A 23241-nucleotide genomic window follows, 5' to 3' on the forward strand; every position below is an offset into this window, starting at 1 on the left:
GCCGTCAGTTCGAGCGGATCTTCGCCATCAGCGCCCGCGCCTCCTCGCGCCGGCCGCTGTCGGCGATCTGCCGGCCCGGCCGCGGCGGCGCCTGCAGCACGCGCTCGAGGTAGGGCATCGCCTCGTCGGCATGCCGCGTCTCGACCAGGTACTCGGCGAAGAAGAAGTTCGCGTCGATGCCCTGCGGGCTGATCGCCAGCGCCTTCTGCAGCAGCTCGCGGGCCTTGTCCTTGTCGCCGAAGCCGAGCGGCCAGCCCGGCACCTTGTAGTACAGCACGCCCAGGCTGTTGTAGGCCGAGCCGTCGAGCGCGTTGCCGTCGAGGCGGATCGCCTGCTCGTACAGGCCCTTGGCCTGCTTCACCAGGCCGAGGGCGCCGATGCCGCCCTTTTCGCCGGCCCAGCTGCTGACGATGATGCCCTGCCAGACCAGCGGCTCGCTGCGCGCCGGAAAGGCCTCGGCCACCTTCTGCGCGCGGGCGGCCAGCGCCTCGAAGCGCTTCTCCCGCTCGGGCGCCGGCGTCTGGTAGCGGATGACTTCCCAGTCGCGCTGCAGCTCGGTCACCGCGTCGTCGACCGGCGCGGCGAAGGCGGCAGGCAGCGCCCATGCGAGGGCGAAAGCCGCCGCGGCGGCAAGGCGGAGGATTCGGGAGGTGCTCATGCCTGTCCTTTCGATGCGGGTTTCAGCGTGGCGGCGGCCAGGCTGCGGCGGTGGCGGGTGAAGGCCCCGTCCATGCCGGCGCCCAGCGCGCCGTTCAGTCGCACCGCCAGGCGTTCCGGATAACCGATGAAGCGCTCGGCCCGTTCGCTGCGGATCAGCTCGACCAGCGCGTCGGCCACGCGCTGCGGTGGATCCATCGCGGTGCCGGTGGCCGTGTTGTAGTGGTCGACGGCGCGGCCGTTGAAGGCGGTGCGCGTGCTGCGCGGGCCCAGCGTCTGCACGATCACCGGGCCGCCGGCGAGCTCGCGGCGCAGCGCCTCGGCGAAGACATGCAGGCCGCCCTTGCTCGCGCCGTAGACGCTGAAGCCCGGCAGCCCGATGCGGCCGAGCGCCGAGCCGACGAAGACCAGCTGCGCCTTTTCCTGCGCCAGCAGCTGCGGCAGCAGCGCCTGCGCCAGCAGCATCGGCGCGACGAGGTTGGTCTCGACCGCCGCGCGCAGCGCCGTCGGCGACTGTTCCGCCAGCGGGCCGAAGGCCGGCACGCCGGCCGCCATCACGACCACGTTGGCCTGCCAGCGGGCCGCCGCGGCCGCCACCGCGGCGATGCCCTCGGGGCGGGTCAGGTCGGCCTGCAGCCAGGCCTCGGGTCCGCTCCCGGCGGGCGCGCGCCCGACCCCGAGCACCGCGGCGCCGGCCTGCTGCAGCGCCGCGCCGGCGGCGCGGCCGATGCCACCGGAGGCGCCGGTGAGCAGCACGCGCGCGTCGGCAAGCCTCATGCTGCGAGCTCCTCGGCGGCCTGCGGCAGCGGCAGGCCGCGGAAGACCTCGCCGTACAGGCGGTAGAAGGCGCGTGCGGCATGCACGATGTCGGCCCGGTCGCGCGCATCGTCGATCTGGTCCATCAGCAGCGCGAAGGTCGCGGTGTGCTGCTGGTCCAGCGTGCCGTGCGAACGCAGGTAGCTGAAGGCCGAGTCCGGCAGGCCGAGCGGCTTCTGGATCGCGTCGGCGGCCATCAGCGCCAGCGAGACGCTGGTGCCCTCGAGCACGTGCACCATGCCGAAGAAGGCCACCGGGTTGACCCGGGCGATGGTGTCGTAGGCATAGGCCACCATCACCTCGGTGGCATGCCCGGGCGGGCCATGGCGCACGGCCTCGGCATCACCGCCGCAGGCGGCGATGTCGTTCAGGATCCATTCGTCGTGGCCGGCCTCCTCGTCGACGTACTCGTCGAGCGCGTCGCGCAGCCAGGCCTGGTGCGGGCGCAGGGCGTCGCGTGCCGCCTTCAGCAGCGGCACCGTGTGGCGCACGTGGTGGTAGGCCTCGGTCAGGAAGGCGATGTAGCTGGCCACCGAGACACGGCCGGCCAGCGCGCCCTGGATGATGGGCGTCGCGAGCAGGCCCTGGCGGGCGGCCGCGGTGTCGGCGAGCAGTCGGTCGTGAAAGCGCATGGCGGCAGGTGGGGCAACAGGAGAGGGAAGGCCCAGCGCGGCGGCATGGGCGGCGAGCACGGCCGCGCGCTGCGGCCGGCCGTTGGGCGTGGCGAAGCCGCTGGCGGCGTCGAAGGGCGCGACGCCGCGCACCCAGCGGCCGATGCGGGCGTAGTCGGGCAGCCCGGCATTCGCCGTGTCGACGGCCTGCCGCAGCGCGGCATCGCTGACGTCCGAAGACAGCGGCCAAAGCACCGCGGCGAGCACGGGCTGGCCGTCGCCCAGCACCACCGCCTGCGCGACGGCCGGCTGGCCGCGCAGCGCGGTCTCGACCCACTCGGGCGACACGTTGCGGCCGAAAGCGGTGATCAGCACGTTGCGGCGCCGGCCGTGCACGTGCACTAAGCCGTCCTCGTCGATGACGCCGAGGTCGCCGGTGGGCCACCATGTCGGCAGCGGCTCGGCAGCGCCCGCCGGCAACGGTTCGTGCGCGCCGCGGCCCGGATCGTCGCCGAGGTAGCCGCTGAACAGGCTGCCGGCGATCTCGATCTCGCCGCCGTCGTTCACCCGCACGCGTGCATGCGGCAGCGGCCGGCCGGCGCTGCCGGGGCGCTGCGCGCCGGGCAGGTTCAGCGTCTGCACCGAGGCGCCCTCGGACAGGCCGTAGCCTTCACACGCCGGGATGCCCAGGGCCATCGCGGCGCGCACCAGGTCCTCACCGACCGCGGCACCGCCGACGGCGACGATCTTCAGCGACGCCGGCGCGCGGCGGCCGGCCTGGGCGAGGTGGCCGCACCAGGCGCGCAGCATCTGCGGCAGCAGGATCAGGCTGTGCGGCTGCAGCGCGTCCACCGCGGCCGCGAAGCGCGCGGCATCGAAGCGCGACGAGCCTTCGAGCCCCAGTTCGGCGAGCGGCCGCACCAGCAGCGTGGCGCCGTGGCGCCGCGGCGCCATCACGCCGGCGATGTTCTCCAGCAGCACCGCGAAGGGCAGGGCGTTCAGGTGGCGTGCGATCTGCAGCGGCGCCAGCGCCTGCACCAGGCCGTCGGCCACCGCGTCGAGCGCCGAAGCCGACAGGCAGACGCCCTTGGGCGCGCCGGTGGTGCCGGAGGTGAAGGTGATCTTGGTGGTTCCCGGCGGCAGCGTCACGGCACGGGCCGGCAGCGCGGCGCGCATCAGCGTCTCGCCCGCGACCGTCACCGGCGACCACGGCAGCACCGGCCAGCGCGCCGCGAAGGCCGGCGCCACGACGAGGCTGTCGACGCCCGCCGCCTGCAGCGCATGGCGCAGCTGGTCGGGCGTGAAGAACAGCGGCAAAGGCACGTGCACCACGCCGGCCTGCGCGGCCGCCTCGTCGAGCACGACGAAGGGCGTGCCGTTGTCGAGCGCGGTCGCCAGCACGCGCGTGCCGTCGGCGCGCAGCCCGTCGGCGGCCTCCGCGACGGCGGCCGCGAGCGCCGCGGCCGACCAGGCCCGACGGCCGTCGTCCAGCACAGGGCGATCCGCGGCAGCGTGTGCGGGGGGGTGGGCGGCGGTCATGCCGCGCTCCGTCGCCGCGCCAGCACCGGCAGCGCGGTCGCGATCTGGCCGGCGAGCACCAGCGGGCGGTGCTCGTAATAACGTCCCCAGTCAGCGGCCTGCGGCCCGAGCAGCGTCGGATCGGCGATGCCCAGTGCCACCGAGGCCAGGCCCAGCCGCGCGAAGAGCTGGCGCAGCTCTTCGGTCAGCGTGCTGACCACCCACTCGAAGCCTTCGTTCGCCAGGTGCGGGCCGAGCTGCAGCACGAGGCGCCGGCCCTGGCCGGCCTGCGCGGCCGCGAGGTGGCCGACCTCGACGATGCGCTCGCGCGCCGGTGCGCGCCGGGCGTCGGGCGCCAGCAGCTGCTCGACCGGTCGCGCGAGGTAGCGCTCGAGGAACAGCGCCTGTGCGCCCGCGCCGCGGTAACCGGCTGCGGCCAGCAGCCCGCCGTCGGCATCGAGCGTGGCCACCAGCGTGGGCATGAACTCGCGCACGCGGGCGCCATAACGCGCGGCATACACGTCCTGGATGAAGGCCTCGACGGCCGCCCGGCGCGGATGCGCGCGATCGACGATGGCCAGCACTGAGCGCTCGCCGGCAGCGGGCGACGGTGCACTGTCAAGGGGGGGCGCGCTCAGCGGCGGCCGCGAAAGGCATGAGGCCGACAAGCCGGCTCCTGGTGCGTTCGGGAAACCGGCAGCCACGGGCGCCGGACGACGCGGTCGATGTTCGTCGCTGACGATGAAGCGGACCTTAAGCGGCGGTGGCCCTAGACTCTCGCGCGGTGAAGTCCTCGACCGCCCCGGCCGACCCGGCCCTGATCGACTCCCGCACCGCGGCCTGGCGGCTGCTGGTGGTGCTGGCCGTCGCCACGCTCGGCAATGCCGCGATGTACGTGCTGCCGGTCGTGCTCACCGTCGTGCAGGGCGAGTTCGGGGTCTCGCGCTCGGGCGCCTCGCTGCCCTACACCGCGACGATGATCGGCTTCGGCCTCGGCGGCGTGCTCTGCGGCCGCTGGGCGGACCGCTACGGCATCGCGCGCGTCGTGCAGATCGGCGCGGCGGCGGTGGTCGCCGGCTTCGTGCTGGCGAGCGTGTCGAACCACATCGTGCTGTTCACGCTGGCGCATGCGCTGCTGCTGGGCCTGCTCGGTGTCGCCAGCGCGTTCGTGCCGCTGATCGCCGACACCGGGCTGTGGTGGCACCGGCGCCGCGGCATCGCGGTGGCGGTCTGCGCCAGCGGCAACTACCTGGCCGGCGCGATCTGGCCGCCGCTGGTGCAGTGGGGCCTCGACGCCCACGGCTGGCGGCCGACCTACGTGGTCTTCGGCCTCGCCACCGGGCTGGCGATGGCGCTGCTGAGCCTGCTGCTGCGGCAGCGGCCGCCCGCGGTGCAGCCGGCGCCGGCGATGGCGGCGTCGTCGTCGAGCGGGCAGGGGCCGGACCGCCCCTTCGGCCTGGCGCCGGGCCGCGCGCAGGCGTGGCTGTTCGTTGCCGGCATCGGCTGCTGCGTCGCGATGGCGATGCCGCAGGTGCACATCGTCGCCTACTGCACCGGGCTCGGCTACGGGCCGGCGCGCGGCGCGCAGATGCTGTCGCTGATGCTGGGCTTCGGCATCGTCAGCCGGCTCGCGTCGGGCTGGGTCGCCGACCGCATCGGCGGGCTGCGCACGCTGCTGCTCGGCTCGGCGCTGCAGTGCATCGCGCTGCTGCTGTTCCTGCCCTTCGACGGCCTCGGCTCGCTGTACGTCGTCTCGGCGCTGTTCGGTCTGTTCCAGGGCGGCATCGTGCCCTCGTACGCGATCATCGTGCGCGAGCACTTCGCCGTGCGCGAGGCGGGCGCGCGCGTCGGCACCATCGTGCTCGGCACGCTGGTCGGCATGGCACTGGGCGGCTGGCTGTCGGGCGCGATCTTCGACCTCACCGGGTCCTACCGCATGGCCTTCGTCAACGGCATCGGCTGGAACCTGCTGAACCTGGCGATCGTCGCCGGCCTGTTCCTGCGGGCGCGTCGCGGCCGGCTTGCGCTGGAGCGCGTGCAGCCCGCGTGAGCGGCGACCACCGGCGCTTCAGGCTCCGGCCAACCGGCCCAGCCATTCGTGCAGCACGATGGTGGCCAGGCGCAGGCCCTCGCCGGAGGGCAGGTAGTCGCCGAGCTCGCCGGTGCCCGGCCGGCTGACGCCCATCGGCGCGGCGCTCAGCGTCAGCGCGAGGCGTTCATGCGCCGCGGCGCGGCGAAAGGCGGCGAGCGCACGCTGCTGGTGGAAGTCGTGCGTCACCAGCACGACGTGGCGGATGCCGGCCGCGGCCAGCATCGGCACCGTGCGGCGGGCGTTCTCGTTCGTGTCGCGCGACAGGCCCTCGGTCCAGCGCAGCCGCTGCCCGAAGTCGCGCTCGGCCACGCGGGTCGCGATCACCGCCTCGCTGTCGCCGGCCGGGCTGGCATGGGCCACGCCGCCGCTGTAGGCCACCGGCAGGCCGGTGCGGCGCGCCAGCCACAGGCCGTAGCGCAGGCGCTCCAGCGTCAGCATCGACAGGTCCGGCGCACCGTAGTCCAGCGAGCCCAGCCGCCGTCCCGCGCCGAGCACGACGATGGCCGCCTGCGGCGTGCGCGACAGCGCGGCGATGTCGGCCTCGGCCAGCACCGGCGGCGGCGTGGTCAGCGTCTGCTTCAGCGCGGCCGCGAACGCCGGGGTCGACAGTGCCCAGAGCCCGCCGCTGCCGGCCAGCACCAGCGCGGCGCCCCAGCGCCGGTGCCGGCGCGACAGCAGCACGCCGAGCACGATCAGCGCCAGCAGCGGCACCGGCGGCAGCACCAGCATCGACAGCGCCGGCTTCCAGCCGAGGAGGCCGAGCGATTCGAAGAGCTGGTTCACGAGTGTTCAGTCGCCCTTGAAGCCCGAGGCCTTGATCGGCGGCCCCCAGCGCTCGAAGTCGTCCTTCAGCGCGGCGGCCAGCCGGTCGGGGCCTTGGCCGGTCGGCTCCAGCCCCATGTCGACCAGGCGCTTGTGCACACCGGGGTCGTTCACCGCGGCCATCGCCGCCTTCGCCAGCCGGTCGACCGCCGCGGCCGGCGTGCCGGCCGGCGCGAAGAGGCCGTACCAGGGCTTGGCGACGAGGTCGTAGCCGAGCTCGCGGAAGGTGGGCACGTCGGGGAAGCTGGCGTCGCGCTGCTCGCCGGCCACCGCCAGCAGGCGCGCCTTGCCGCCGGTGACCAGCGCGCGGATGTCGGCGGCAACCGTCGAGATTGCGCCGACCTCGCCGGCGGCGATCGCCGACATCGCCGCGGCCGTGCCCTTGTACGGCACGTGGGTCAGCGTGACGCCGGCCTTGCTGGCGAACATCACCCCGAAGAAGTGCGGGATGCTGCCCGGCGCGGCGGAGGCGTAGAAGCCGTTGGCCTTCGGATCGGCCTTCACCCAGGCGACGTACTCGGGCAGCGTCTTCGCCGGCACCGTCGCGGCGATGCCCAGCCCGATCTGGAAGTTGGACAGGTGCGCCACCGGCGCGAAGTCCTTGAACGGGTCGTAGCGCAGCTGGCCGGCGTAGGAATGCGGAAAGATGGCCATCGTCGCCACCGGCGTCATCAGCAGCGTGCTGCCGTCGGCCGGCGCGGCCTTCACCAGCTCGTTGGCGATGCGCCCGCCGGCGCCGGCCTTGTTCTCGACGATCACCGGCTGCTTCAGCGTGCGCTGCATCTGCTCGGCCAGCACGCGCGCCAGCGCATCGGAGGTGGCGCCGGCGGGATAACCGACGACGATGCGCACGGTGCCGTCCTGCGCGGCGGCAGGCCCGGCGAAGGCGGCCAGGGCGGCCGCGAGCGCGGCGGCGCCGGGCACGGCGAGCAGGTGGCGGCGGCTCGGAACAGGGGTCATCGCGGATCTCCTTGGGGGTTCACCATGGGGGGTTCACCATTGGGGGTTCACCATTGGCCGAAGAACACGCCGGCCTGCTTGTACCGGTTGGTGCCCTGCTCGACGACGGCATCGCTGACGGTCGTGCGGTGCTTGCGCTGCGCGAGGAAGTGAAGCAGCCGCTCGCGCAGGCCGGCGCGCACCGCGTCGTGGCCGGCCTCGCGGCCGAGGTCCTGCATCTCCTGCGGGTCGGCCTGCAGGTCGAACAGCTGCTCGGGCTCGTCGAGCCAGTACACGTAGCGCCAGCGCTCGGTGCGCAGCGAGAAGGCGCGCGCCTGCTGCGGCGTCTTGCCGCGCAGCAGGCGCGCCTGGCGGAAGCTGTAGTCGAGCTCGGAATAGGCGAAGTCGCGCCACGGCGGCGCGTCGCCTTCGAGCAGCGGCAGCAGGCTGCGGCCCTCGATGCGGTGGTTGTCGCCCGGCACGCCGAGCCAGTCCAGCACGGTGGGCACGAGGTCCACGCCCTCGACGAAGCGCGGGTCGACCCGGCCGCGCGTGGCATCGGCCGCCGGGCGCGGGTCGGCGACGATGAAGGGCACGCGCTGCACGGTGTCGTAGAAGAGCTCCTTCTCGCCGAGCCAGTGGTCGCCGAGGAAGTCGCCGTGGTCGGAGGTGAAGATCACCAGCGTCTCGCGCAGCAGGTGCTGCCGCTCCATCGCGTCGAAGAGCCGGCCGAGGTGGTCGTCGAGCTGCCGGATCAGCCCCTGGTAGGCCGGGCGCACCGTGCGGATGCAGTCGTCGCGCTGGAAGCTGAGACATTCCTCCTGCTGGCGGTAGGCGGCGAGCACCGGATGGGCGTCGCGCAGCTCGGCCTCGCTGCGCACCACCGGCAGGCACTGCTCGGCCGTGTACATCGCGTGATAGGGAGACGGCGCCATGTACGGCCAGTGCGGCTTCACGTAGCTCAGGTGCAGCACCCACGGGCGGCTGCCCTGCTCGCGCATGAAGCGCAGCGCCTGGTCGGTCATGTAGGCGGTCTCGGAATGCGCTTCCTGCACGCGCGCCGGCAGGTGCACGTGGCGCATGTGCCAGCCGCTGACGACCTGGCCGCCGGCGTCGATCGCGGCGATCACGTGCTCGCTCCAGGGGTCGGCGCCGTCGTAGCCCTGCGCGCGCAGGAAGGCCGGGTAGCCGCTCTCGTCGCCGGGCGCATGGTGGCCGTCGTAGCGGTCGATCTCGACGAAGCCGCCGCGCTCGAGGAAGGTGCCGAGCTCGCTGCCGCCGTCGATCGCCAGCCGCGCCAGGCCGTCGCGGTCGGGCATCACATGGGTCTTGCCGGCCAGCGCCAGCGTGCGGCCGTGGCCCTTCAGGTACTCGCCCAGTGTGCGTTCGCCGATCGACAGCGGCACGCGGTTCCAGGTCGCGCCATGGCTGATGGGGTAGCGGCCGGTGTAGAAGCTCATGCGGCTGGGGCCGCAGACGCCGCTGGTGACGAAGGCGTTGGAAAAGCGCACGCCGCGGCGCGCCAGCGCGTCGAGGTTGGGCGTCTGCAGGTACGGATGGCCGCTGCAGGACAGGTGGTCCCAGCGCAGCTGGTCGGCCATGATGAAGAGCACGTTCATCGCAGCGGCAAGGGTACCTCGGGCAGGACCAGCACCGCGCGCAGGCCGCCCGCCGTGCCGCGCTCCAGCGTCAGCGAGCCGCCGTACAGGCCGGCGATCTCCTTGACGATGGACAGCCCCAGCCCGCTGCCGGGCACCGACTCGTCCAGCCGTGCGCCGCGCGCCAGGACCTGCGCCCGCCGCGACGCCTCGATGCCCGGCCCGTCGTCCTCGATCGTGATCGCCAGCCGGCCCGGGGCCTGCGGCGAGACCGAGACCCGCACCTCGGAACGCGCCCACTGGCAGGCGTTCTCCAGCAGGTTGCCCAGCATCTCCTGCAGGTCCTCTTGCTCGCCCGCGAAGGCCGCGTCCACCGGCAGCGCATCGACATGCAGGTTGATCGTGCGCGCCGCATGCAGGCGCGACAGCACGCGGACCAGGTCACGCAGCACCGGTTCCAGCGCCGTGCGCACACCGGGCAGGCCCTGGGCCGCCGCGGCGCGGGCGCGCGCCAGGTTCCAGTCGACATGGCGGCGCGCCTGCGCCACCTGCTCGCGCACCAGCGCCGGCAGGTCGGCGGCGGCCGCGGGGTCGCGGCCGGCGGCGTCGGCCTGCTGGGCCATCGCGGCCAGCGGCGTCTTCAGCGCGTGGGCCAGGTTGCCGGCCTGCGTGCGCGCGCGGGCCACGATCTCGGCGTTGCGGTCGAGCACCGCATTGAAATGGTCCACCAGCGGCTGCAGCTCCGCCGGGAAGCGGCCGTCCAGCCGCTGCGCGGCGCCGCCGTCCAGGGCCTGCAGCGCGCGCTGCAGCGTGCGCAAGGGCGCCAGGCCAATGGCCACCTGCACCAGCGCGGCGATGCCCAGCAGCGCGAAGAGCGCCAGCAGCGAGGCGCCCAGCGCCCGGTCGAAGCGGTGCGCCGCGGCCCGGGCCGGCGCGGTGTCGGCGGCCACCAGCAGCCGCCAGGAGCGCTGCGCGCCGGTCGCCGCGTCGGCACGCCGCACCGTGCGCTCCAGCACCCGCAGCTCGGCGCCCTCGGGGCCGGCCAGCGTGTGCAGGTGCAGCGCGCCGTCGGCGATCGCATCGGCCGGCGCCTGCAGGGCCGTGTCCCACAGCGAACGCGACCGCAGCACGGCGCGTTCGAGCTGCACGCCGCTGGCCGCGTCGATCTGCCAATAGAGCCCGGAGTACGGGCGCGACCAGCGCGGGTCGGTCAGGCGCGCCTCGTCGATCTGCGGTCGGCCTTCGGCATCGAGGTCGAAGCGCGCGGTCAGCTGGTCGAGCTGCGCGGCCAGCGTCGCCTCGAACTGGCGCATCGCCTCCTGCCGGAACAGCCGGGCCAGCGCACCGCCCGACAGCACCAGCGCCAGCACCAGCGCGAGCAGCGTCGCGGCCAGCATGCGCCAGCGCAGCGAGCGTGGCCGCCGAAGCGTCTGGCTCATCCCGCGGCGGGCGGCACCAGCCGGTAGCCCAGCCCGCGCACGGTCTCGATCGCCTGCGGCGGCAGCTTGCGGCGCAGGCGCGCGATGAAGACCTCGATGGTGTTGGAGTCGCGGTCGACCTCGCCGGCGTACAGGTGGTCGAACAGCTCGGACCGCGCGACGACGCGGCCCGGGCGGTGCATCAGGTAGGCCAGCAGGCGGTACTCGTGCGAGGTCAGGCTCACCGGCTCGCCGTCGATCGCGACCCGCCCCGAGCGCGTGTCCAGCGACACCGGCCCGCAGTGCAGCAGCGACGATGCCTGGCCCTGCGAGCGCCGGATCAGCGCGCGCAGCCGGGCCAGCAGCTCTTCGGTGTGGAAGGGCTTGGCGAGGTAGTCGTCGGCGCCGGCGTCGATGCCGGCCACCTTGTCGTGCCAGCGGTCGCGCGCGGTGAGGATCAGCACCGGCATCGTGCGCCCCGCCGCGCGCCAGCGCTGCAGCACGGTCAGTCCGTCGAGCTGCGGCAGGCCGAGGTCCAGCACCACCGCATCGTAGGGCTCGGTATCGCCCAGGTGCAGGGCGTCGCCGCCGTTGTTGGCCTCGTCCACCGCATAGCCCGCGCGCTCCAGCGCGGCGCGCAGCGGCGTGCGCAGCGCGGGTTCGTCCTCGACCAGCAGCAGCCTCATCGCGTCATCGCGCGCCGGCGTCCGGCGCCGCGGGGGCACGCCGCGTGGCGCGATCGTCGCGCTCGAGGGGCACGCCGCTGCGTGCATCGACGTGCAGCTTCAGCAGCCGGCCATCGGGCTGCAGCAGGCGCAGCTCGTACACCCAGCGGCCATGCTCGCGCTCGAGCTCCACCTCCAGCACCTCGCCGGGAAACGTCCGGCGCACGGTCTCCAGCAGCTTCGGCAGCGGCATCACCTCGCCGGCCGCGGCGGCGGCGCGGGCGCGGTCGTGGTCGCGCTCGTGGTCGCGTTCGCCGGGGGGCGAGGCGAGGGCCCCGGCCGCCGCCAGCAGCAGCGCGACGGGGACGGACAGGCGGTGCAGGTGCATGCAGGCAGTGTGGGGTCGGCAGATGAACGGCAGGTGAACGAGCACTTCAGCGCCGGTTCAGCGCCGCTTCGAAGAATGCCTTCACACGCCACCGATCGACTGACCCGCATCAAGCCATGACGACCCCGACCCGACGACTTCTCCCGACCGGCGCCCGACGGCCGCTGGCCATGCTGGCCCTCGCGACCCTGCTTGCCGCCGCGGCGGCGCATGCCGCTGACACCACGCCGCAGCAGCAGCTGCAGCGCTTCGCCGGCGAGGCTGGCGCACCGGCCGATGCCGAGCGCGGCCGGCAGTTCTTCGCCGCCCGCCACGGCGGGCAGTGGTCGTGCGCGTCCTGCCACGGCGCCTCGCCGCTGGGCGCGGGCCGGCATGACGGCACCGGCAAGCGCATCGAACCGCTGGCGCCGGCTTCCAACCCCACCGCCTTCACCAACACGGCCCGGGTCGACAAGTGGTTCCGCCGCAACTGCAACGACGTGCTCAAGCGCGAGTGCAGCGCGGCGGAGAAGGCCGACGTGCTGGCCTGGCTGCTGTCGCTGAAGCCATGAAGACGATCCGCCTGCTGCTGCTGCCGCCGCTGCTCGCGGCGGCCTTCGCGGTCCGGGCCGACGGGCCCGCGCTGCCGGCTGCCGTGCCGCCCGCCTATCGCCAGGAGTGTGCGGCCTGCCACACGCTGTACGCGCCGCGCATGCTGCCGGCCGCGTCCTGGCACCGCATCATGACCGGCCTCGGCCGGCACTACGGCACCGATGCCTCGCTCGATGCCGACACCGTGAAACAGCTCGACGCCTGGCTGCAGGCGCATGCGATGGCCGGCGGCTGGCGCACGTGGGTGAAGGCTGGGCCCGAGGCGCCGCCCGAAGACCGCATCACGCGCAGCGCATGGTTCGAGCGCAAGCATCGCCGCATCGATGCCACCGTGTGGAACCACGCCGCGGTGCGCAGCGCCGCGAACTGCGCGGCCTGCCATCCGCGCGCCGACGAGGGCGACTACGACGAGCACGGCCTGCGCTTCCCGGCCGGGCTCGATGCCCGCCAGCGCCGCGCCTGGCGCGACTGACCTCGACAAGGAACCGACGATGAACGCCCCCCGTTCCGCCGCCGGCGCGGCCACCGCCGGCGCCACTCTCGGCGCCACCGCGTCGCCCGCGCCTGCGCGCACGCGCCGCGTGGTGGATGCGCCGACGCGCATGGCGCACTGGCTGTTCGCCGCTACCTTCACCGGCGCCTGGCTCAGCGGCGACTCCGAGTCCTGGCGCGCGCTGCACGTGACGCTGGGCTACACGATGGCAGGCGTGCTGGCCTTCCGCGTGCTGTACGGCTTGTTCGGACCCCCGCAGGCGCGCCTGTCGCTGCTGTGGCGCCGGGTGGCCGCGCTGCCGGCCTGGGGACGCGACCTGCTCGCGGGCTGGTCGCTGTCCGGGCCGCGGACTCAGTGGTCGCTGTCCGGCCCGCGGCTCCAGAAGAGCGCGGCGCTGGCGCTGGGCCTGTCGATGGCGGCGCTGCTGGCGCTGGCCGCACCGCTGGCGCTGTCGGGTTATGCCACCTTCGAGGAATGGGGCGGCGACTGGCTGGAGGAGGTGCATGAGTTCTTCGCCAACGCCGCGCTGGCGCTGGTGCTGCTGCACCTGGGCGCGATCGCCGCACTCTCGGCGCTGCGCCGCCGCAATGCGGCGCGGCCGATGCTCAGCGGCACGGCCGAGGGCCCGGGGCCGGACCTCGCGAAGTCCGACCGGCGCCCGCTGGCCGTCGCGCTGCTGGCGGCGGCACTGGCCTTCGGGGCGTGGCAGTGGCAGCAGCCACCTTCGGCTTCAGCCCCTGACGACAGCAGGGTTGAAGCGATGCGCGTCCCGAAGCGCACGATAGATTCGCCCGGAGAGACAAAGCACGAGAAGAAGGCGAAGAAGAAGGATGGAACCCGCCGCCAATCCTGACCAGCCCGGCCCCTCCACGCAACAGGAGGAGCTGCGCACCTTCCTGTTCCTGACGATCGTTCTGGCCCCGCTGCTTGCCGTGATGGTGGTCGGTGGCTATGGCTTCCTGGTCTGGATGTACCAGTTGATAACGGGCGATCTGCCCGGCTGACGCGCGGTCCGCGCGGATCGGTCGCGGCTCCTCGATCAGCACGAAGTACAACGCAGGAGTCCCGGATGACCAGTCGAAGGCAGTTCATGCGGGACGCCGCCGTCGCCGGCGGCGCCACGGCCACCGGCCTGCCGCAGATCGCGGCGGCCGCCAACGTCGTCACCGACTCGTCGCGCACGCAGCTGCAGTGGTCGAAGGCGCCGTGCCGCTTCTGCGGCGTCGGCTGCGGCGTCAATGTCGCGGTCAAGGACGGCAAGGTCGTCGCGACGCACGGCGACATCCAGGCCGAGGTGAACCGCGGCATCAACTGCGTCAAGGGCTACTTCCTGTCGAAGATCCTCTACGGCGAGGACCGCCTGACGCAGCCGCTGCTGCGCATGGCCGGCGGCAAGTACGACAAGAACGGCGAGTTCCAGCCGGTGTCCTGGGACCAGGCCTTCGACGTGATGGCCGAGCAGTTCAAGAAGGCGCTGAAGGCGCAGGGCCCCAGCGGCGTCGGCATGTTCGGCTCGGGCCAGTGGACGATCTGGGAAGGCTACGCGGCGGCCAAGCTCTTCAAGGCCGGCTTCCGCTCGAACAACATCGACCCCAACGCGCGCCACTGCATGGCCAGCGCGGTCGCCGGCTTCATGCGCACCTTCGGCATGGACGAGCCGATGGGCTGCTACGAGGACATCGAGCAGGCCGACGCCTTCGTGCTGTGGGGCTCGAACATGGCCGAGATGCACCCGATCCTGTGGACGCGGGTGACCGACCGGCGGCTGTCCGCGCCGCATGTGAAGGTGGCCACGCTGTCGGTGTACGAACACCGCTGCTACGACCTGTCCGACCTGACGCTGACCTTCAAGCCGCAGACCGACCTGGCGATCCTGAACTATATCGCCAACCACATCATCAAGAGCGGCAAGGTCGACCGCGGCTTCGTCGACCGCCACACCCGCTTCGTGATCGGCAACACCGACATCGGCTACGGCCTGCGGCCCGAGCACGAACTGCAGCGCAAGGCGAAGAACGTGGGCGACGTCGGCGGCAGCCGGCCGGCCACCTTCGACGAGTACGCGAAGTTCGTCTCCACCTACACGCTCGACAGCGTCGCCAAGCTCGCGAACGTGCCGAAGGAGCGCCTGCAGCGCCTGGCCGAACTGTACGCCGATCCGAAGACCAAGGTGATGTCCTTCTTCACGATGGGCTTCAACCAGCACACCCGCGGCACCTGGTGCAGCAACCTGCTCTACAACCTGCACCTCTTGACCGGCAAGATATCGACGCCGGGCAACAGCCCGTTCTCGCTGACCGGCCAGCCCTCGGCCTGCGGCACCGCGCGCGAGGTGGGCACCTTCTCGCACCGGCTGCCGGCCGACATGGTGGTGACCAACCCGAAGCACCGTGCCGAGGCCGAGAAGATCTGGAAGCTGCCGCCCGGCACCATCCCCGACAAGCCGGGCTTCCATGCGGTGCTGCAGAACCGCATGCTCAAGGACGGCAAGCTCAACGCCTACTGGGTGATGGTCAACAACAACATGCAGGCCGCGCCCAACATCCTGCAGGAGGCGCTGCCCGGCTATCGCAACCCGGCCAACTTCGTCGTCGTCTCCGAGGCCTACCCGACGGTCACGACGATGGCCGCCGACCTGATCCTGCCCGCGGCGATGTGGGTGGAGAAGGAGGGCGCCTACGGCAATGCCGAGCGCCGCACGCAGTTCTGGCACCAGCTGGTCAAGCCGCCCGGCGATGCGCGCTCGGACCTGTGGCAGCTGATGGAGTTCAGCAAGCGCTTCAAGATGGAAGAGGTGTGGCCCGAAGCCCTGCTGGCCGCCAAGCCCGAATACCGCGGCAAGACGCTGTACCAGGTGCTGTTCCGCAACGGCGTGGTCGACAGCTACCCGCTGGCGCAGACCGACCGCGCCTATTCGAACGACGATGCGGTGGCCGCCGGCTTCTACGTGCAGAAGGGCCTGTTCGAGGAATACGCGCAGTTCGGCCGCGGCCACGGCCACGACCTGGCCTCGTTCGAGACCTACCACGAGGAACGCGGGCTGCGCTGGCCGGTGGTCAACGGCAAGGAAACCAAGTGGCGCTACCGCGAGGGCTACGACCCGTACGTGCCCAAGGGCGAGGGCGTGCGCTTCTACGGCCATCCGGACGGCAAGGCGGTGATCTACGCGCTGCCCTACGAGCCGGCCGCCGAGGAACCCGACAAGGACTTCCCGTACTGGCTGTGCACCGGGCGCGTGCTCGAGCACTGGCACTCCGGCTCGATGACGCGGCGCGTGCCGGAGCTGTACCGGGCCTTCCCGAACGCGGTCTGCTACATCCACCCGGAGGATGCGAAGGCCCTCGGCATGCGCCGCGGGGACATGATCGAGATCGCGTCGCGGCGCGGCTCGATGCGCTCGCGCGTCGAGACCCGCGGCCGCAACAAGCCGCCGCGCGGGCTGGTCTACGTGCCGTGGTTCGACGCCAGCCAGCTGATCAACAAGGTGACGCTGGACGCCACCTGCCCGATCTCGCTGCAGACCGACTTCAAGAAGTGCGCCGTCGCGCTGAAGAAGGTGCAGGCATGAGGAGGACCGCATGAGAGCCGCGTGCCTCGCCGCCACGGTGGCGCTCGCTGTGCTGGCCGCCGCCGGCGCCGCGCGGGCCGTCGACGTGACCGACCGCCTGCGCGGCGCGCCGATCGCCGAGACCACCACGCCGCCGCCGATCACCAGCCCCGACAACAGCGACGTGCGCCGCCAGCGCGCCTACGCGATGCAGCCGCCGGTGGTGCCGCACAAGATCGAGGGCTACCAGCTCGACCGCAATGCCAACCGCTGCATGTTCTGCCACTCGCGCGCCCGCACGCAGGAAAGCCAGGCGCCGATGATCAGCGTCACCCACTTCCAGGACCGCAACGGCAACTTCCTGGCCGAGCTGTCGCCGCGGCGCTACTTCTGCCTGCAGTGCCACGTCACGCAGGCCGAGCTGAAGCCGCTGGTGAACAACCGATTCGTCGACGTCGACACGCTGCTCTATGCGCCGCCTGCGTCCGCACCCGCGGCCGCTGCGAAGAAGCGTTAGCTCATGTTGCCGCGCCTGCGCAGCTTCGTCCGCCGCTACTGGACCGTGCTGTGGCGGCCGAGCCGCTACTACAGCCTGGGCTTCCTGACGATCGTCGCCTTTGTCTGCGGCGTGATCTTCTGGGGCGGCTTCAACACCGCGCTGGAGGCTGCCAACACCGAGCCCTTCTGCATCGGTTGCCACGAGATGCGCGACAACGTCTACGCCGAGCTGCAGGGCACGATCCACTTCACCAACCGCAGCGGCGTGCGCGCGAAGTGCGCCGACTGCCACGTGCCGCACAACTGGACCGACAAGATCGCGCGCAAGATGCAGGCGAGCAAGGAGGTCTGGGGCAAGGTCTTCGGCACCATCTCGACGCCGGAGAAGTTCGCCGACATGCGGCTGCAGCTGGCGTCCCACGAGTGGGAGCGCATGAAGGCCAACAACTCGCTCGAGTGCCGCAACTGCCACCAGTTCGAGTCGATGGACTTCACGCGCCAGAGCAAACGCGCCGTCGACGCGCACTCGACCTTGCTCGCCAGGGGCGAGAAGACCTGCATCGACTGCCACAAGGGCATCGCGCACCGGCTGCCGGACATGTCGGGGGTGCGCTGAGCAAGAGGCTGAAGCGCGCGGCGGATTGACCCCGCGGCAGCGGGCCGCGCCGGGATGGGGACAATCGCGGGTCCGCCCGCCATCGAACCGCCCGTGCCGCCCTCCGCCCGTCGCCGTGCCTCGTTTCCTGCATCCCGCCTGATCGCGGCGGCCGCCTGCCTGGGCCTGCTGCACGGTTGCGGCGGCGGCGAGACGGCGGCGCCAGTGCCCGAACGTATTGCGCTGGCCGCCCCGACGGCCGCCACCACGGCCGCCACCGCGCCCACCACCGCGCCCGCCGTCAGCGGTCCCGGCGAGCTGAAGTCGGCGACGCCGATCCGCACCGTCGGCGTCGCGGCGATGTCGGCGGTGCTCGAGACCGTGCCGGCGCTCGGCGTGCTGGCGCGCTACCCGGTGACCACCTACCGCCTGACCTACGTGACGAAGGATGGGCAGGGTCAGGACGTGCTCGCCTCGGCACTGGCGGCCGTGCCGGTGAAACCGGCGGGCCGGCCCAGCCCGGTGATGTCGTGGCAGCACGGCACGCTGTTCCGCGATGCCGAGGCGCCCAGCAATACCGCCGACGAGACCGAGGCCGCCGTGCTGCTCGCGTCGCAGGGCTACATCGTGCTGGCCGCCGACTACGTGGGCTACGGCGCATCAAAGGGCCATCCGCACCCCTACCTGCAGGCGGCGCCGACCGCGGCGGCGGTGGTCGACCTGCTGACCGCCGCGAAGACCTGGCGCCAGTCGGCCGGCGTGGCCGACAACGGCCAGCTCTTCATGGCCGGCTACAGCGAGGGCGGTTATGCCACCGTGGCCGCGCTGCGCGCCATGGAAGCCGAAGGCAGCCCGCACCTGGCCAACCTGGTCGGCGTCGCCCCGGGGGCCGGGCCCTACAGCGTCACCGCGACGCTGGACGGCGCGCTGGCGTTGGTGCGCACGCGCAGCGAGCTGCTGCGCTGGGTGGCCTGGCCCGGCGTGCTGAAGAACCTCAGCACCACGACCCGCACGCTGCTGCGCGAAGCGCTGGTGCGCGAGATCCTGCCGGACGACGCGGACGTCACGCTCGACGCGTCCTTCATCGACCTGTACCTCGCCGACGACACGGCAGCGCTCGACGCCTCGAGCAACGTGCATGACTGGCGCCCGCGCTTCCCGGTGCTGATGCACCACGGCCGCGACGACCTGACGGTGGCCTACAGCGTGTCCGCGCGCACGCTCGCGACGATGCGCGCCCGCGGCTCGACCAGCGTCAGCCTGACCGACTGCGCGGCCCGGCCGGCCGGGCACCTCGACTGCGTGGTGCCGTACTTCTCCTTCATGCTCGGCCGCGCGGCAGGCGCGGCGCGGGACCTTTGAGCACACGCGCCCCCGATGGCGACCGATCACCGATGAGCACCCCACCGCACCTCTTCACGCCCTGGCAGCTGGGCGCGCTGCAGCTGCCCAACCGCATCACCATCGCGCCGATGTGCCAGTACTCGGCGGTGGACGGTAACGCGACCGACTGGCACCTGATCCACCTCGGCCACCTGGCGCTGTCCGGCGCCGCGCTGCTGACGCTGGAAGCGACGGCGGTGTCGCCCGAAGGCCGCATCAGCGCGCAGGACCTCGGGCTCTACTCCGACGACAACGAAGCGGCGCTGGCCCGCGTGCTGGCGGCGGTGCGGGCGTACTCACCGATGAAGCTCGCGGTGCAGCTGGCGCACGCCGGCCGCAAGGGCTCGAGCCGCGCCCCGTGGGAAGGCGGCAGCCAGGTGCGGCCGGACGAGCCGGGCGGCTGGTCGACCGTCGCGCCCTCCGCGGTGCCGCACGCCGCGGACGAACGGCCGCCGGTCGCCCTCGACCGGCGCGGCCTGGACCAGGTGCGCGAGGACTTCGCCGCCGCCGCACGCCGGGCCGCGCGGCTCGGCTTCGACGGCATCGAGGTGCACGCCGCGCATGGCTACCTGCTGCACCAGTTCCTGTCGCCGCTGGCGAACCATCGTGACGATGACTACGGCGGCAGCCTCGAGAACCGCATGCGCTTCCCGATCGAGGTCTTCGACGCCGTGCGCGATAACTTTCCATCGGAGCGTCCTGTGTGGATGCGCATCTCAGCGACCGACTGGGTGCCCGACGGCTGGGACATCGAGGGCACCGTCGCCCTGTCGAAGGCGCTCGCGGCACGCGGCTGCGCGGCGATCCACGTCACCACCGGCGGCGTGTCGCCGCAGCAGGCGATCAAGCTCGGCCCCGGCTACCAGGTGCCGTATGCGCAGCGGGTGAAGGCCGAGGTCGGGCTGCCGACGATCGCGGTCGGGCTGATCACCGAGGCGGCGCAGGCCGAAGCCATCATCGCCAACGGCGAGGCGGACGCCGTGTCGCTCGCGCGCGCGATGCTGTACGACCCGCGCTGGCCGTGGCACGCGGCGGCGACGCTCGGCGCCAGCGTATCGGCGCCGAAGCAGTACTGGCGTTCGCAGCCCCGCGAGTTCAAGAACCTGTTCGACGGCCTGCAGTTCGGGCAGCGTTGAGGCGATGCCGGGTCAGCGGATGAACTGGTCGACGTAGCCCTCGCCCAGCCCGACGGCGCGGTAGTGGCTCCGGCACCGGTCGATGCGCGTGAACACATCGTCGTAGCCGGTACAACGGCCGTCGGGATCGCAATAGATCATCGCGCCGTTGACCTGGAACAGCGTGATCATCTCGTCGACATGGGGGTCGACCACCAGGGTATGCGTCTCGCCGGGTGCCTCGTAGACATAGCCGCCCTGGCGCGCCACCCAATCGTGCTCGAGGTAGCGCCACTCGCCCTTCAGCACGAAGCCGTGCACCGGCTGCGGATGGCGGTGCCGGGACAGCACACCCGCACGCCGCACCCGCAGCAGGTTCATCCAGTAGCCGCGCGAGGCCGACAGGCACAGCGGGCGGAACCACACGTTGTCGTCGACCGGCACCCAGATGCGCTCGTCCTGGGGGATGACGTCGGGCACCAGCAGCTCGGGGGGCGACTCCTTGGGCATCGGCAGCCGGTAGGGCTGCCACTTCTCGTCGGGGGTCGGTGCGGGCAGGTTCATGGGCACTCCGTGACAGGGCTCAGGTGATCAGGTAACCGCCGTCGACCGGCAACACCACGCCGGTGACGAAACGCGCCGCGTCGCTGGCGAGAAACAGCACCGGGCCCGCGATGTCTTCGGGCGTGCCCCAGCGGCCCATCGGCGTGCGCGCGAGGATCGGGGCCGAGCGGGCCGGGTCGTCCTGCAGCGCCTGCGTCAGCGGCGTCGCGATCCATCCTGGCGCCACGGCATTGACACGAATGCCTTCGGCCGCATAGGCGATGGCCAGGCTCTTCGTCAGCTGCGCGATGCCGCCCTTGCTGGCGCTGTAGCCCGGCACCAGGCCGCCGCCGAAGAAGCTCAGCATCGACGCGGTGTTGACGATGCAGCCGCGGCGCTTCGACAGCAGCGGCCGCGCCGCGCTGCAGCAGCGCATCGTGCCGACGAGGTTGATGTCGACCACGTCCGCGAACACGGCCGGATCGTGTTCCGCCCCGCGCCGGATCACACCGGCGCAGTTGACCAGCACGTCCAGCGCGGCCAGGCCGCCGACCAGCGCGTCGACGGCGTCGCCGTCGCGCACGTCCAGCACGGCCCGGGAGGCGCCCACCAGCGTGGCATCCGCTGCGGCCGCGTCAACTTCACCGCTGGTCGCGCCGGTCACGATCACCCCGTCGCCGGCGGCCAGGAACGCGGCGCCGATGGCCGCGCCGATGCCGCTGGTGCCGCCGACGACGAGGACGTGCCGCCGAGCCGTGGTGGTGTGTGCGCTCATTTGGCGTGATAGGGACGGGCGCCGAGCGGCAGCCGATAGATGCGGAAGTTGGGCACCTTCGGCCGGTCGAAATCCATGTCGCCGTCGACCCACAGGTGCAGATGGTTGCTGACGAGGTACAGCGCTCCGCCGGGGCCCCAGGCCAGCGTATCGGGCCAGGAGATCTCGTCGCTCGAAGCCAGCATGGTGATGGTTCCCGTCTTCGCGTCGCGTTTCATGATGCCGTTCTTGCCGAGCGCCGTCATGTAGAGGTTGTTCGCACGGTCCGCGGTCATGCCATCGGTGTTCGACGGCAGCGTCGCCACCACCTGAACCGCCTGCTTCACCTGCTCCTCGGTCTTCGAGAAGTCGCGGATCAGCGTGGTGGGCAGCGCCAGCAGGCGTTGGCCCGTCAGGTTGGTCCAGTACAGCGTCTTCTTGTCGCCCGACAGCGCGATGCCGTCCGCGCCGGTGCGCATCGGGTTGGGCTTGCCCTCCTTGGGCTTGAGCACGTCGCGGCCGTGGATCTGGAAGGCGAAGGCCTCGTCGTTGACCCACTCCGGGGCGGACAGCACGCGCCGCGCCTTGTTCGACTTGATGTCGTAGACCAGCAGGCCGCCCTTCAGCGGGTCGCAGAAGATGCCGGAGTCGCTGATGTAGACGACGCCCGCATCGTTGTCGACCGCCACGTCGTTCAGGAACGAACACTTCTTGTCGCTGTCGGCGTCGCTGAACTCGTAGCGGGCGACCTCCCGCCCCGTCTTCAGGTCCCAGCCGATCAGCTTCTCGTCCCCGGGGCCCGAGGGCGCGCCGGCGACGTGGCCCTGGTCGAGGATCCACATGACGTCATGGCGATCGATCTCGAAGCCCAGCACCGCCTTCAGGCCCTTCGGGTTGGCGATGTCGTTCATCGCCCGGCTGGGGAAGGGCTGCAGCTTCCACTCGGTGCCGCGCTTGACGAGCTTGGACAGCGTGGCCGGCACTTCCTTGCCGCCCCAGCGGGCGGTGCTGACGTAGATGTTGCCGCGGCTGTCGACCTTGGCCCCCTGCATCAGCACCTTCTTCCAGACCTGCTGGTCCTCGTAGGCCTTCTCGGCCGCCGCATCGCCGAGGTCGTAGGACAGGCGGTTCCACTCCGCGACGACCTCGAGCTTCGGCGCGGCGGCGACGGCAAGGGGAAGGAGGGCGGCGGCGGACAGCGCGGCCAGCGCCCAGCGAGCGATGCGATGCGTCATTCATTTCTCCGTGGTTCAGTGCGCCGGGGCGGCGAGCGCTACGCGCACGCGTTCGGCAGGGGGGATCGGCGCCACCGCGCCGTAACCTTCGGTGGACAGGGCGGCCGCGGCGGCCGCATAGCGGCCGGCCTGCTCGAGTTCGTCGCCGGCCACCAATCGCGCGACGAAGGTGCCGCCGAAGGTGTCGCCCGCGCCGGTGGCATCGACCGGGCGGCACGGGTGGGCCGGGATGCGGATGCGCCGGGCCGCATCGGCGACGATGGCCCCGCGCTCGCCGAGCTTCAGCGCCACGATGCGTGCGCCGCGCGCCAGGCAATGGTCGACCAGGGCGTCCGGGTCGTGCAGGCCGGTGATCGCGGTGATGTCCTCGAGGCTCGGCAGGCAGATGTCGCAGCGTGCGATCACGTCGTTCATCACGGCGCGGGCGCGGTCGATCGACCACAGCTTCAGCCGCAGGTTGGTGTCGAAGCTGACCTGCACGCCGGCCGACCGGGCTTCGTCGATCGCGGCATACGCGGCATCGCAGGCGCCTGTCGAGATGGCCAGCGAGATGCCCGACAGGTGCAGCACGCGGGCGCTGCGCACCCGTTCGCGCGGCAGCGTGGCCGGCGTCATGCGGCTGGCCGCCGAGCCCTGGCGGAAGAACGTGAAGTGGTGGCCGCGCTCGTCGTGCGAAACGAAGTAGATCGCGGTGTACGCGGCCGCGTCGGTCGCCACCGACCGGTGGTCGACGCCCTCGCGGTCCCAGAGGTCCCGCAGCAGGCGGCCGTAGGGGTCGTCGCCTAGCGCGCTGACGTAGGCCACCCGCGCACCCTGGCGGGCCGCGGCGATCGCGAAGTTCGACGTGTCGCCGCCGAAGCCCTGCAGGTACATCCGTCCCCCGGCGTCGCGCGTCTGGTTGAACTCGACCATCGGCTCGCCCAGCGCCACGATGTCGACGATGTCGACCATGCCGTGCACCAT

At 72.4% G+C, this 23241-nt stretch carries 24 protein-coding genes and 1 pseudogene; 10 read left to right on the top strand and 15 right to left on the bottom strand.

Annotation, left to right across the window (positions count from 1 at the left end):
* Positions 1–4 precede the first annotated feature (4 nt).
* The 5 genes and pseudogenes from P1K89_RS17220 to P1K89_RS17240 form a co-directional block, all read right to left on the bottom strand.
* Positions 5–658 (bottom strand): tetratricopeptide repeat protein, encoded by a 654-nt coding sequence (locus P1K89_RS17220; protein WP_284617718.1) that lies wholly within the window; start codon positions 656–658, stop codon positions 5–7.
* Positions 655–1434, bottom strand: a complete 780-nt coding sequence (locus tag P1K89_RS17225; RefSeq protein ID WP_284617719.1) for an SDR family oxidoreductase — start codon at positions 1432–1434, stop codon at positions 655–657. Before P1K89_RS17225 ends, P1K89_RS17220 begins: the two co-directional genes overlap by 4 nt.
* A complete protein-coding gene (locus P1K89_RS17230) occupies positions 1431–2105 on the bottom strand; it encodes an iron-containing redox enzyme family protein (protein WP_284618038.1) in 675 nt (224 codons plus the stop codon). Before P1K89_RS17230 ends, P1K89_RS17225 begins: the two co-directional genes overlap by 4 nt.
* 54 nt (positions 2106–2159) lie before the next feature.
* Positions 2160–3623 (bottom strand): annotated as a pseudogene (locus P1K89_RS17235) (AMP-binding protein); the annotation flags it as partial.
* On the bottom strand, positions 3620–4186 hold the full coding sequence (locus tag P1K89_RS17240) for a thermostable hemolysin (RefSeq protein ID WP_284617720.1): 567 nt from the start codon (positions 4184–4186) through the stop codon (positions 3620–3622). The pseudogene P1K89_RS17235 and the gene P1K89_RS17240, both read right to left, overlap by 4 nt.
* Before the next feature lie 200 nt (positions 4187–4386).
* Between P1K89_RS17240 and P1K89_RS17245 the strand changes: the two genes are divergently transcribed.
* Positions 4387–5652, top strand: a complete 1266-nt coding sequence (locus P1K89_RS17245) for an MFS transporter (protein WP_284617721.1) — start codon at positions 4387–4389, stop codon at positions 5650–5652.
* Positions 5653–5670: 18 nt separating this feature from the next.
* On the opposite strand, the gene P1K89_RS17250 is transcribed toward P1K89_RS17245, so the two are convergent.
* Genes P1K89_RS17250 through P1K89_RS17275 form a run of 6 tightly spaced genes read right to left on the bottom strand, consistent with a single transcriptional unit; the run spans position 5671 to position 11524 of the window.
* Positions 5671–6477: a YdcF family protein gene (locus tag P1K89_RS17250; RefSeq protein ID WP_284617722.1), complete on the bottom strand. Its 807-nt coding sequence runs from the start codon at positions 6475–6477 to the stop codon at positions 5671–5673.
* 6 nt (positions 6478–6483) lie between these two features.
* Entirely contained in the window at positions 6484–7476 is a 993-nt protein-coding gene (locus tag P1K89_RS17255) for a tripartite tricarboxylate transporter substrate-binding protein (protein WP_284617723.1), read from the bottom strand.
* Between the two features lie 47 nt (positions 7477–7523).
* Positions 7524–9074, bottom strand: coding sequence for a sulfatase-like hydrolase/transferase (locus tag P1K89_RS17260; RefSeq protein WP_284617724.1), 1551 nt, complete (start codon positions 9072–9074; stop codon positions 7524–7526).
* Positions 9071–10492 (bottom strand): sensor histidine kinase, encoded by a 1422-nt coding sequence (locus P1K89_RS17265; RefSeq protein ID WP_284617725.1) that lies wholly within the window; start codon positions 10490–10492, stop codon positions 9071–9073. Before P1K89_RS17265 ends, P1K89_RS17260 begins: the two co-directional genes overlap by 4 nt.
* Positions 10489–11157: a response regulator transcription factor gene (locus tag P1K89_RS17270; protein ID WP_284617726.1), complete on the bottom strand. Its 669-nt coding sequence runs from the start codon at positions 11155–11157 to the stop codon at positions 10489–10491. Before P1K89_RS17270 ends, P1K89_RS17265 begins: the two co-directional genes overlap by 4 nt.
* A gap of 4 nt (positions 11158–11161) precedes the next feature.
* The gene (locus P1K89_RS17275) at positions 11162–11524 is read right to left on the bottom strand and encodes a PepSY domain-containing protein (RefSeq protein WP_284617727.1); all 363 of its coding nucleotides are present in this window, start codon (positions 11522–11524) and stop codon (positions 11162–11164) included.
* Between the two features lie 116 nt (positions 11525–11640).
* Between P1K89_RS17275 and P1K89_RS17280 the strand changes: the two genes are divergently transcribed.
* The 9 genes from P1K89_RS17280 (at position 11641) to P1K89_RS17320 (ending at position 19767) form a co-directional block, all read left to right on the top strand.
* A complete protein-coding gene (locus tag P1K89_RS17280; RefSeq protein WP_284617728.1) occupies positions 11641–12075 on the top strand; it encodes a DUF1924 domain-containing protein in 435 nt (144 codons plus the stop codon).
* The gene (locus P1K89_RS17285; protein ID WP_284617729.1) at positions 12072–12587 is read left to right on the top strand and encodes a cytochrome C; all 516 of its coding nucleotides are present in this window, start codon (positions 12072–12074) and stop codon (positions 12585–12587) included. Before P1K89_RS17280 ends, P1K89_RS17285 begins: the two co-directional genes overlap by 4 nt.
* A gap of 19 nt (positions 12588–12606) precedes the next feature.
* Positions 12607–13461 (top strand): cytochrome b/b6 domain-containing protein, encoded by an 855-nt coding sequence (locus tag P1K89_RS17290; RefSeq protein WP_284617730.1) that lies wholly within the window; start codon positions 12607–12609, stop codon positions 13459–13461.
* Positions 13439–13612, top strand: coding sequence for a periplasmic nitrate reductase, NapE protein (napE, locus tag P1K89_RS17295; protein ID WP_284617731.1), 174 nt, complete (start codon positions 13439–13441; stop codon positions 13610–13612). The genes P1K89_RS17290 and napE overlap by 23 nt, the downstream gene beginning before the upstream one ends.
* A 65-nt stretch (positions 13613–13677) precedes the next feature.
* A complete protein-coding gene (gene napA / locus P1K89_RS17300; RefSeq protein ID WP_284617732.1) occupies positions 13678–16176 on the top strand; it encodes a periplasmic nitrate reductase subunit alpha in 2499 nt (832 codons plus the stop codon).
* A 10-nt stretch (positions 16177–16186) separates the two neighbouring features.
* Positions 16187–16672, top strand: coding sequence for a nitrate reductase cytochrome c-type subunit (locus P1K89_RS17305; protein ID WP_284617733.1), 486 nt, complete (start codon positions 16187–16189; stop codon positions 16670–16672).
* A gap of 3 nt (positions 16673–16675) precedes the next feature.
* Complete coding sequence (locus P1K89_RS17310; RefSeq protein WP_439898000.1) at positions 16676–17269, top strand: NapC/NirT family cytochrome c; 594 nt, start codon at positions 16676–16678, stop codon at positions 17267–17269.
* 204 nt (positions 17270–17473) lie between these two features.
* Positions 17474–18610 (top strand): serine aminopeptidase domain-containing protein, encoded by a 1137-nt coding sequence (locus P1K89_RS17315; RefSeq protein ID WP_284617734.1) that lies wholly within the window; start codon positions 17474–17476, stop codon positions 18608–18610.
* Positions 18611–18642: 32 nt separating this feature from the next.
* Positions 18643–19767 carry an NADH:flavin oxidoreductase/NADH oxidase gene (locus tag P1K89_RS17320; protein ID WP_284617735.1) on the top strand — a complete coding sequence of 375 codons (1125 nt, stop codon included), beginning with the start codon at positions 18643–18645 and terminating at the stop codon, positions 19765–19767.
* Between the two features lie 12 nt (positions 19768–19779).
* On the opposite strand, the gene P1K89_RS17325 is transcribed toward P1K89_RS17320, so the two are convergent.
* The 4 genes from P1K89_RS17325 to P1K89_RS17340 are packed head-to-tail and all read right to left on the bottom strand — an operon-like array spanning position 19780 to position 23241.
* Positions 19780–20310: a 2,4'-dihydroxyacetophenone dioxygenase family protein gene (locus P1K89_RS17325; RefSeq protein ID WP_284617736.1), complete on the bottom strand. Its 531-nt coding sequence runs from the start codon at positions 20308–20310 to the stop codon at positions 19780–19782.
* A 19-nt stretch (positions 20311–20329) separates the two neighbouring features.
* Positions 20330–21064 (bottom strand): SDR family NAD(P)-dependent oxidoreductase, encoded by a 735-nt coding sequence (locus P1K89_RS17330; RefSeq protein WP_284617737.1) that lies wholly within the window; start codon positions 21062–21064, stop codon positions 20330–20332.
* A complete protein-coding gene (locus P1K89_RS17335; RefSeq protein ID WP_284617738.1) occupies positions 21061–22278 on the bottom strand; it encodes an L-dopachrome tautomerase-related protein in 1218 nt (405 codons plus the stop codon). Before P1K89_RS17335 ends, P1K89_RS17330 begins: the two co-directional genes overlap by 4 nt.
* A gap of 15 nt (positions 22279–22293) precedes the next feature.
* Entirely contained in the window at positions 22294–23241 is a 948-nt protein-coding gene (locus P1K89_RS17340; protein WP_284617739.1) for a sugar kinase, read from the bottom strand.

The organism is Aquabacterium humicola (assembly GCF_030167915.1).
GTDB lineage: Bacteria > Pseudomonadota > Gammaproteobacteria > Burkholderiales > Burkholderiaceae_C > Pseudaquabacterium > Pseudaquabacterium humicola.

Excerpts from the sequence above, each read along its gene's own strand:
- P1K89_RS17220 (WP_284617718.1), bottom strand. The coding sequence starts at position 658 with ATGAGCACCTCCCGAATCCTCCGCCTTGCCGCCGCGGCGGCTTTCGCC.
- P1K89_RS17225 (WP_284617719.1), bottom strand. The coding sequence starts at position 1,434 with ATGAGGCTTGCCGACGCGCGCGTGCTGCTCACCGGCGCCTCCGGTGGC.
- P1K89_RS17230 (WP_284618038.1), bottom strand. The coding sequence starts at position 2,105 with ATGCGCTTTCACGACCGACTGCTCGCCGACACCGCGGCCGCCCGCCAG.
- P1K89_RS17255 (WP_284617723.1), bottom strand. The coding sequence starts at position 7,476 with ATGACCCCTGTTCCGAGCCGCCGCCACCTGCTCGCCGTGCCCGGCGCC.
- P1K89_RS17260 (WP_284617724.1), bottom strand. The coding sequence starts at position 9,074 with ATGAACGTGCTCTTCATCATGGCCGACCAGCTGCGCTGGGACCACCTG.
- P1K89_RS17265 (WP_284617725.1), bottom strand. The coding sequence starts at position 10,492 with ATGAGCCAGACGCTTCGGCGGCCACGCTCGCTGCGCTGGCGCATGCTG.
- P1K89_RS17270 (WP_284617726.1), bottom strand. The coding sequence starts at position 11,157 with ATGAGGCTGCTGCTGGTCGAGGACGAACCCGCGCTGCGCACGCCGCTG.
- P1K89_RS17275 (WP_284617727.1), bottom strand. The coding sequence starts at position 11,524 with ATGCACCTGCACCGCCTGTCCGTCCCCGTCGCGCTGCTGCTGGCGGCG.
- P1K89_RS17280 (WP_284617728.1), top strand. The coding sequence starts at position 11,641 with ATGACGACCCCGACCCGACGACTTCTCCCGACCGGCGCCCGACGGCCG.
- P1K89_RS17285 (WP_284617729.1), top strand. The coding sequence starts at position 12,072 with ATGAAGACGATCCGCCTGCTGCTGCTGCCGCCGCTGCTCGCGGCGGCC.
- P1K89_RS17290 (WP_284617730.1), top strand. The coding sequence starts at position 12,607 with ATGAACGCCCCCCGTTCCGCCGCCGGCGCGGCCACCGCCGGCGCCACT.
- napE (WP_284617731.1), top strand. The coding sequence starts at position 13,439 with ATGGAACCCGCCGCCAATCCTGACCAGCCCGGCCCCTCCACGCAACAG.
- napA (WP_284617732.1), top strand. The coding sequence starts at position 13,678 with ATGACCAGTCGAAGGCAGTTCATGCGGGACGCCGCCGTCGCCGGCGGC.
- P1K89_RS17305 (WP_284617733.1), top strand. The coding sequence starts at position 16,187 with ATGAGAGCCGCGTGCCTCGCCGCCACGGTGGCGCTCGCTGTGCTGGCC.
- P1K89_RS17310 (WP_439898000.1), top strand. The coding sequence starts at position 16,676 with ATGTTGCCGCGCCTGCGCAGCTTCGTCCGCCGCTACTGGACCGTGCTG.
- P1K89_RS17320 (WP_284617735.1), top strand. The coding sequence starts at position 18,643 with ATGAGCACCCCACCGCACCTCTTCACGCCCTGGCAGCTGGGCGCGCTG.
- P1K89_RS17325 (WP_284617736.1), bottom strand. The coding sequence starts at position 20,310 with ATGAACCTGCCCGCACCGACCCCCGACGAGAAGTGGCAGCCCTACCGG.
- P1K89_RS17330 (WP_284617737.1), bottom strand. The coding sequence starts at position 21,064 with ATGAGCGCACACACCACCACGGCTCGGCGGCACGTCCTCGTCGTCGGC.
- P1K89_RS17335 (WP_284617738.1), bottom strand. The coding sequence starts at position 22,278 with ATGACGCATCGCATCGCTCGCTGGGCGCTGGCCGCGCTGTCCGCCGCC.
- P1K89_RS17340 (WP_284617739.1), bottom strand. The coding sequence starts at position 23,241 with ATGGTGCACGGCATGGTCGACATCGTCGACATCGTGGCGCTGGGCGAG.